General features: G+C 58.2%; 7 protein-coding genes and 1 tRNA gene. 5 read left to right on the top strand and 3 right to left on the bottom strand.

What is annotated here, in order from left to right:
• The coding region (locus MUW49_RS18180) for a hypothetical protein (protein ID WP_244813051.1) at window positions 1-271 on the top strand (271 nt) is incomplete at its 5' end.
• A 286-nt stretch (window positions 272-557) separates the two neighbouring features.
• Here MUW49_RS18180 and MUW49_RS18175 read toward each other — a convergent pair.
• Window positions 558-633 (bottom strand) — tRNA-Asn (locus MUW49_RS18175).
• Between the two features lie 132 nt (window positions 634-765).
• On the opposite strand from MUW49_RS18175, the gene uvrB reads away from it, so the two are divergent.
• From uvrB to MUW49_RS18160, 3 genes are all read left to right on the top strand, one after another.
• Window positions 766-2,778, top strand: coding sequence for an excinuclease ABC subunit UvrB (uvrB, locus tag MUW49_RS18170; RefSeq protein WP_210538794.1), 2,013 nt, complete (start codon window positions 766-768; stop codon window positions 2,776-2,778).
• The gene (locus MUW49_RS18165) at window positions 2,775-3,032 is read left to right on the top strand and encodes a DUF1232 domain-containing protein (RefSeq protein ID WP_041215068.1); all 258 of its coding nucleotides are present in this window, start codon (window positions 2,775-2,777) and stop codon (window positions 3,030-3,032) included. The genes uvrB and MUW49_RS18165 overlap by 4 nt, the downstream gene beginning before the upstream one ends.
• A gap of 147 nt (window positions 3,033-3,179) precedes the next feature.
• On the top strand, window positions 3,180-3,842 hold the full coding sequence (locus MUW49_RS18160; RefSeq protein WP_010674909.1) for a DedA family protein: 663 nt from the start codon (window positions 3,180-3,182) through the stop codon (window positions 3,840-3,842).
• Between the two features lie 246 nt (window positions 3,843-4,088).
• Here the strand turns inward: MUW49_RS18160 and dsbB are convergent, their stop codons facing one another.
• Window positions 4,089-4,610 (bottom strand): disulfide bond formation protein DsbB, encoded by a 522-nt coding sequence (gene dsbB / locus MUW49_RS18155; RefSeq protein WP_010674908.1) that lies wholly within the window; start codon window positions 4,608-4,610, stop codon window positions 4,089-4,091.
• A gap of 86 nt (window positions 4,611-4,696) precedes the next feature.
• Window positions 4,697-6,271 (bottom strand): Na(+)/H(+) antiporter NhaB, encoded by a 1,575-nt coding sequence (gene nhaB, locus MUW49_RS18150; RefSeq protein WP_052814370.1) that lies wholly within the window; start codon window positions 6,269-6,271, stop codon window positions 4,697-4,699.
• Between the two features lie 333 nt (window positions 6,272-6,604).
• Here nhaB and fadR point away from each other — a divergent pair, with 333 nt between their 5' ends.
• The gene (gene fadR / locus MUW49_RS18145; RefSeq protein WP_010674906.1) at window positions 6,605-7,318 is read left to right on the top strand and encodes a fatty acid metabolism transcriptional regulator FadR; all 714 of its coding nucleotides are present in this window, start codon (window positions 6,605-6,607) and stop codon (window positions 7,316-7,318) included.
• Window positions 7,319-7,501 lie beyond the last annotated feature (183 nt).

Here is a 7,501-nt window from a genome sequence, read left to right as displayed (position 1 = left end):
GTATAACCTGGCCAGAAGGAGGCAATATCAATATGATGCACGGCGACAGCAGGGTGATGGTGGTGGTGTGTTTGGAGACAGCCAGTTTACCAGCACCCTGTCTGTCAACTTCCACTTCCCCAAGATCCCGCGAAGAACCAAAAAAAATCCCCCACAGGCAGCACCGCGAGTCGATTCATCCCATTTAGGGGGGAAGGGAAAAACAGCAGAAAATGGGGAAGAGCGGGGGCAGCCATCGCAAACCGGGGACAATGGCTGCCAGCCCAGATGAACCGTGGCTTTGGTCAAGTTACCCACAGAAACTGTGGATAACCCTGTTTATGAAACTTGGCGATCAGGCTGAAAGCCGCGCCAATACTGGGCTGCAAGGACTGTTCAAAAAATACCTGCAATAAATTGTTTCTATAAAAATCAAATAGTTATACGCAGCAGAACAAAACGCTGCTGGTCAGTAACGGGAGATCAAAAGGGAGTCAGGCCGCAGGGGAGGGCTTGTGCATTAAAATTGGAAGAGGAAAGCACTAAAGTGGATAACTTGCACCGAGATGGTGAGGAATTGGCTCCCCCGACTGGACTTGAACCAGTGACATACGGATTAACAGTCCGCCGTTCTACCGACTGAACTACGGGGGAACATCAGGCAAGGAGGTGCATCATACAGAGGTCGTATTTCAGGGTCAATAGCCATCAGGGAGGGTGAGCGGATACCCAGCTCCTTCAACTCGGGGTACACTGCTCCCTTGCCGTTTTTTGCCGGGAGTCGTCATGAGCAAGTTATTCCAGTTGGCCAGCCAGTTTCAACCCGCCGGGGATCAGCCGAGGGCCATCGCCCAGCTGCTCGATGGCATCGAGTCGGGACTGGCCCACCAGACCCTGCTCGGGGTGACCGGTTCGGGCAAGACCTTTACCATGGCCAACGTCATCGCGACTCTTAATCGTCCCACCATGATCCTGGCCCCCAACAAGACCCTGGCGGCCCAGCTCTATGGGGAGATGAAGGAGTTCTTCCCCGACAACGCGGTGGAGTATTTCGTCTCTTATTACGATTACTACCAGCCCGAAGCCTATGTGCCGACCACGGACACCTTCATCGAGAAGGATGCCTCCATCAACGATCACATCGAGCAGATGCGGCTGTCAGCCACCAAGGCGCTGCTGGAGCGGCGCGACGTGGTGATCGTCGCCTCGGTATCGGCCATCTATGGTCTGGGGGATCCCCAGGCCTACCTCAGCATGATGCTGCACCTCAAAGTGGGGGACGTGATCAATCAGCGGGATATCCTGCGCCGCCTCGCCGAACTGCAGTACACCCGCAACGACATGGCCTTCCAGCGCGGCACCTTCCGGGTGCGGGGGGAGGTGATCGACATCTACCCCGCCGAATCGGACAAGCTGGCCCTGCGGGTGGAGCTGTTTGATGAAGAGGTAGAACGCCTCTCCCTGTTCGATCCCTTGACCGGCGCCATCGAGCAGACGGTGGTGCGTTACACCATCTACCCCAAGACCCACTACGCCACCCCGCGGGAGACCATTCTGGGTGCCATCGAGCACATCAAGGAGGAGCTCAAGGGGCGGCGCGAGCAGCTGATGAACCTCAACAAGCTGGTGGAGGAGCAGCGCATCAGCCAACGCACCCAGTTCGACATGGAGATGATGCAGGAGCTGGGTTACTGCTCCGGTATAGAGAACTACAGCCGCTACCTCTCCGGCCGCGCACCGGGTGAGCCGCCGCCCACCCTGTTTGACTACCTGCCGGGGGACGGCCTGCTCATCATCGACGAATCCCACGTCACGGTGCCGCAGATCGGCGCCATGTTCAAAGGGGACAGATCCCGCAAGGAGACCCTGGTGGAGTACGGCTTCCGGCTTCCCTCGGCGCTGGACAACCGGCCCCTCAAGTTCGACGAGTTCGAGGCGCTGATGCCCCAGACGGTGTTCGTCTCGGCGACCCCGGGTCCCTACGAGCTGGAGAAGTCCGGCGGTGACGTGGTGCAACAGGTGGTGCGTCCCACCGGCCTGCTGGACCCCGAGATCGAGGTGCGTCCGGTCACCACCCAGGTGGACGACCTGCTCTCCGAGATCCGCAAGCGGGTCGCCGTGGAGGAGCGGGTGCTGGTCACGACACTGACCAAGCGGATGGCGGAGGACTTGACCGAATACCTGGCAGATCACGAGGTACGGGTGCGCTATCTGCACTCGGACATTGATACCGTGGAGCGGGTGGAAATCATCCGCGACCTGCGCCTTGGCAAGTTCGATGTCCTGGTGGGCATCAACCTGCTGCGCGAAGGCCTCGACATGCCGGAAGTCTCCCTGGTGGCCATTCTGGATGCGGATAAAGAGGGCTTCCTGCGCTCCACCCGCTCCCTCATTCAGACCATCGGCCGGGCGGCACGTAACCTCAACGGCAAGGTGATCCTTTACGGCGATACCATCACCAACTCCATGAAGGTGGCGATCGAAGAGACCGAGCGGCGCCGCGCCCTGCAACACGCCCACAACCTGGAACACGGCATCGTGCCGAAGGGGCTCAACAAGGCCATCGGCGATGTGATGGACATGGGGGGCAGCCGCACGGCGGGCAAGGCGGGCAAGGGGAGTCGCAAGGCTGCCGAACCGCAAGGGGAGTACCATGCCCGCTCTGCCAGCGAGATCAGCAAGGAGATCAAGCGGATGGAAGAGCAGATGTTCCAGCATGCGCGGGATCTGGAGTTCGAACAGGCGGCGGCGCTGCGGGATCAGATCCAGCGGCTGCGCGGCGAGCTGATCGAGTCATGAGCACCAGACGCTGGCTCATCTGGCGGCGTTTGCGCCGCCTCTATCAAGGCTTTCGCCACCCAGGCACGCCCTGGTGGGCGAAGGGGCTGGTGATCCTTATTCTGCTCTATGGCATCAGCCCGGTGGACGTTGTCCCCGATGTGGTGCCTCTCCTTGGCTGGCTCGACGACGCTACCTTGTTGCTGCTCCTCTTGTGGGGCTGGGAGAAATGCTTGCCCGGCGAGGTGCTGGCCGCTCTGGACAAGGCCGAGTGAGCAGAAGCCTACGTTCAGGGAGAGGGGAAAAGAAGGGGGGACTGAATGACTCCCTTCATGGGATTCGAAAAAGGGGACCATGGGGAGATTGTGAGCCAGGTCTCATTGGCGTAGACTCCACGCCGTTCACTTCATGGGTACCAAAAAATGGATCTGATCCTCTTTGCCATCGACTTTATTCTGCACGTTGACGTGCATCTGAAAGAGCTGTTCGAGAACTATGGCGTCTGGGTATACGCCATCCTGTTTCTCATCATCTTCTGTGAAACCGGGCTGGTGGTGACTCCCTTCCTGCCGGGGGACTCCCTGTTGTTTGCTGCAGGTGCCCTCACCGTGGGCAGCGTGTTGGACGTGCACACCCTAGCCGCCGTGCTGATCATCGCCGCGGTGCTCGGCAACGTGGTGAACTACACCATAGGCCACTTCTTCGGTGAGCAGCTGTTTCGCAACCCCGATTCCAAAATCTTTCGCCGGGACTATCTGGTCAAGACCCATGCCTTCTATGCCAAGCATGGCGGCAAGACCATCATCATCACCCGCTTCCTGCCCATAGTGCGCACCTTCGCCCCCTTCGTGGCGGGCATGGGGGCCATGACCTATCCCCGCTTCCTGGCGTTCAACCTGGTGGGGGGGCTCTTGTGGGTGCTCTCCTTCGTCTATGCCGGCCACTTCTTTGGCAATCTGCCGGTAGTGCGCCACAACTTTACCCTGCTCATCTTCGGCATCATCGCGGTCTCCTTGTTGCCCATGGTGATCGGCATGGTGAAGGCCAGGAGAAGTGCCAGCAAGGCTACCTCCGAAGGCGCGTGACATCGCCGTGCACGACATGAAAGAAGGGAGCCGATGGCTCCCTTCTTGTTGGTAGGCCGAGTGGCAGGTCGCTGCTGCGCCCTTTGACCCGCTTGTGGCCTGTTACGATGATGCACACCCGCAGGCAGCCACTTCATTGGCAGAACAGGGAGAAGGAGATCCGGCCCTCTGGGCATGGGGTCGTGAGGCGATAAAGAGGAAATAAAAAGGGAGCCATGGGCTCCCTTCTTAGGGTCGAGTGACGAACTAGTTGCAGCAGCGCCCTTTTATCAGGTTGCCAGCAGCCACGATGACGAACACCAGCAGATAGGCGGCAAAGATGACCACGAGCCACTGCGGCATGGAGAAACCGAGGAACTGCCAGCTGATCTCGCTGCAGTCGCCGTCCGGGTAGAACATCCAGGGAACCCACTTATCCAGTGGTGCCCAGGCAGGGAAGTCAACAAATCCCTCGCATACGTTGAAGGGGGAGGGGTTCATCTGGTAATCCACATGCTTGAGCGCCAGTTTCAGGCCCCAGAAGGCGCTGTAACCCCACAGGAGCATGGCACTCCAGCGCAGGTACCAGCGCTCTGGCGCGACCATGCCGAGGAGGCCGGCCGTGAGTACGCCGAGGAGGGCGATACGTTCATAAATGCACATCACGCAAGGGTGCAAACCCAACACGTGCTGGAAGAAGAGGGCGCAGAGTTCCAGCGCGAAAGCGGAGGCTGCCAGCAATCCCCAGGCCAGACGATGACTGGCAATGCGGCGAAGATACTCGATCATATGATTGATCTCTCAGAGAAAAATAGTGGCTGAATTAGAGCAGAGTCCCATCTGAAAAGAAAGGGGCCGAACAGCCCCTTTCATGATCAGTGTGTGGACGGGGTGGGCAGTGGCAGTGCCCCATGATCCAGCAACCACCCTGCCTGATAGAACCATTCGGTTGCAGGACCGAGGAGCAGTTCCACGGAGAAAAAGCCGACAAGCCCCAGCACCAGGGTATAGGGCAGCGCCATCCAGACCATACGGCCATAAGAGAGGCGCAGCAGGGGAGCGAGGGCCGAGGTGAGCATGAACAGGAATGCGGCCTGGCCATTGGGGGTGGCGACCGACGGCAGGTTGGTGCCCGTGTTGATGGCCACGGCCAGCAGATCAAAATGCTCCCGGTTGATGGCGCCGTTGATCAGGGCGGTCTTCACCTCGTTGATGTAGACGGTGCCGACGAAGACGTTGTCACTGACCATGGAGAGCAGACCGTTTGCTAGGTAGAAGAGGGCAAGCTGATCCTCCGGCTTGGCCGCCAGTACCCACTGGATCACCGGCTTGAACAGCTGTTGATCGATGATGACCGCCACCACGCTGAAAAAGACGGTGAGCAGGGCGGTGAATGGCAAAGCCTCCTGGAATGCCTTGCCAAGCGCGTGTTCTTCAGTCACGCCGGTGAACGCCGTCGCGAGCACGATGACCGTCAGGCCGATCAGCCCAACTGCAGCCAGATGGAGGGCAAGACCCGTGATAAGCCAGGTGGCAATCAGCGCCTGGACGATCAGCTTGGCCTTGTCCTGCGGGGTACGTTGTGCGTCTTCGTCGCGCTCGTAGGATTCCATGATGTGACGCACGGGCTCGGGCAAGCGGGCGCCATAACCGAACCAGCGGAATTTTTCGACCAGGATGCAGGTCAGCAGGCCGCAGATGAAGACCGGAATGGTGACTGGTGCCATGCGAATGGCAAATTCACCGAAGTGCCACCCGGCCTGTTCACCGATGATGAGGTTCTGGGGTTCGCCGACCAGGGTGCAGACGCCCCCCAGGGCGGTACCGATGGCGGCGTGCATCATCAGGCTGCGCAGGAAAGCACGAAACTCGTTCAGATGCTGGCGGGAGAGCTCGTCAATCTCTTCGTCATCATGATGCAGATTGCCGGACTCATCCCGGGAGGCCACCTTGTGGTAGATGGCGTAGAAGCCGGTGGCGACGCTGATGACCACGGCGATCACGGTCAGGGCATCAAGGAACGCGGAGAGGAAGGCAGACACCAGGCAGAAGGCGAGAGAAAGCAACGTTTTGGAGTGGATGCGCACCAGCATCTTGGTAAAGACGTAGAGCAGCAACTGCTTCATGAAGTAGATGCCGGCCACCATGAAGACCAGCAGCAGAAGCACTTCGATATTGGCCACCAGCTCATGCTTTATCTGGTTGGCGGAGGTCATGCCGATGAGCACGGCTTCGATGGCCAGGAGTCCGCCCGGTTGCAGCGGATAGCACTTGAGGGCCATGGCCAGGGTGAAAATGAACTCGACAACCAGCAGCCAGCCGGCCAGGAAGGGATCAACGTAGAAAATGACCGGGTTGATCAGCAGGAATAGAACGATGGCAATTTTGTACCATCGCGGAGCATTGCCCAAAAAGTTCTTTGTAAACGCGCGCCCTAGGCTGATTGGCATAATGATGGTTCTCTGTTCTGTTGTTGATATCTGCGTCTATGCAGTCGAGCCCGACCCGAGCCGAACATCCGGATATTCACCTGTATCAGATTGATTGCACATGATTTTAATCAAGGGAGCGATAACTATAAATAAGCTCGCCGAACTTGCCCAGCGAGCAAACGCTTATATCCCCATCATTTGGTGTTGGTTGACTCCCCACTTGTTGCTGTATACATATTTTTAACAAAAAGATCGGGGTAATGTGAGCAGAGGACCGACCTTCTGCTTGCCAGCATGACCGGCTTTGCTATTATTCGGGGGCCTTTTTACGCACTACAACAGAGTCATTACATGGTCATTAAAGCGCAAAGCCCTGCCGGGTTTGCCGAGGAATACATCATCGAGTCCATCTGGAACAATCGCTTTCCTCCTGGATCCATTCTGCCGGCGGAGCGCGAGCTGTCCGAATTGATCGGCGTGACTCGCACTACCTTGCGTGAAGTGTTGCAGCGCCTTGCCCGTGATGGCTGGCTCACCATCCAGCATGGCAAACCGACCAAGGTCAACAATTTCTGGGAAACCTCCGGTCTCAACATTCTGGAGACACTGGCACGTCTCGATCAGGACAAGGTGCCGGATCTGGTGGCACAGCTGCTCTCCGCCCGGACCAACATCTGCACCATCTTCATCCGTGGCGCCATTCGCAACAACCCGGAACAGGCCGCCGAGATCTTGCGGGGTGCCGATGATGTGGAGAACACGGCCGAGGCCTATGCGGACTTCGACTACCGTTTGCATCACCAGCTTTCATTTGCCTCGGGCAACCCCATCTATGCCTTGATTCTCAACGGTTTCAAGGGCTTGTACAGCCGGGTTGGCCGCTACTACTTCTCGGACAAACAGGCGCGGGAAACCGCAGATGCCTACTACAAGACGCTGCGCAAGCTGGCCGAAACCAAGGATCACGAAGCCGTGTTCATGACGGTACGCCAGTACGGCATCGAGTCTGGCAAGCTTTGGACCCGTCTGCGTCAGGACATGCCAAGCAACCTGTGTGACAACTGATTGCCCTGATCCAAGAAAAACGCGCCTGATGGCGCGTTTTTTTAGGTTCTTCGCGGGATCTTGGGGAAGTGGAAGTTGACAGACAGGGTGCTGGTAAACTGGCTGTCTCCAAACACACCACCACCATCACCCTGCTGTCGCCGTGCATCATATTGATATTGCCTCCTTCTGGCCAGGTTATAC

The sequence above is a fragment of the Aeromonas sp. LsrichE-8G genome (assembly GCF_022869435.1).
GTDB classification, from domain to species: Bacteria; Pseudomonadota; Gammaproteobacteria; order Enterobacterales; family Aeromonadaceae; genus Aeromonas; species Aeromonas caviae.
Note: the sequence above shows the minus strand (reverse complement) of the source record. Positions and strands in the feature narration are given on the sequence as shown.

Bases quoted from the DNA above. Each gene is read 5' to 3' on its own strand.
- fadR (WP_010674906.1), top strand. From the start codon at position 6,605: ATGGTCATTAAAGCGCAAAGCCCTGCCGGGTTTGCCGAGGAATACATC.
- MUW49_RS18160 (WP_010674909.1), top strand. From the start codon at position 3,180: ATGGATCTGATCCTCTTTGCCATCGACTTTATTCTGCACGTTGACGTG.
- dsbB (WP_010674908.1), bottom strand. From the start codon at position 4,610: ATGATCGAGTATCTTCGCCGCATTGCCAGTCATCGTCTGGCCTGGGGA.
- MUW49_RS18165 (WP_041215068.1), top strand. From the start codon at position 2,775: ATGAGCACCAGACGCTGGCTCATCTGGCGGCGTTTGCGCCGCCTCTAT.
- uvrB (WP_210538794.1), top strand. From the start codon at position 766: ATGAGCAAGTTATTCCAGTTGGCCAGCCAGTTTCAACCCGCCGGGGAT.
- nhaB (WP_052814370.1), bottom strand. From the start codon at position 6,271: ATGCCAATCAGCCTAGGGCGCGCGTTTACAAAGAACTTTTTGGGCAAT.